The sequence below is a fragment of the Klebsiella sp. HN106 genome, from assembly GCF_051209435.1.
Lineage (GTDB): Bacteria > Pseudomonadota > Gammaproteobacteria > Enterobacterales > Enterobacteriaceae > Klebsiella > Klebsiella oxytoca.
In genome coordinates this window covers 1-299 of sequence record NZ_JBLURD010000223.1, presented here as the reverse complement: position 1 = coordinate 299, position 299 = coordinate 1, and the positions used below count along the sequence as shown (strand labels likewise).

Annotated in this window: 1 protein-coding gene; it reads right to left on the bottom strand. The window is 63.5% G+C overall.

Annotated features, from left to right (window positions below; all coding sequences use genetic code 11):
- The coding region (locus tag ACSIPU_RS31010) for a phytanoyl-CoA dioxygenase family protein (protein WP_435322535.1) at nt 1-299 on the bottom strand (299 nt) is incomplete at both ends.

Here is a 299-nt window from a genome sequence, read left to right as displayed (position 1 = left end):
AGCGCCGCTGGTCCTGCTGCGGCGTATCCGCACGATCGATATATAACCCATGCAGTACGCGTCGTCTGCTGCCTTCACGATTACGGGTGCCGCCGTGCCAGGCGTGGGCGTTGTAGATCATCACGCTGCCGGCCGGCGCGGCAAACACAATCTCATCGGGATGGGCCTGTTCCGGGTCGGCCAGCACCTCCTCCGGTAACTCGGGGCGGAGGTGGGTACCAGGAATGATCCGCGGCGCGCCGTTGGCGGCGCTCAAATCGTCTATCGCCCAGATGGTATTCACCAGGTGGACTTTGGGA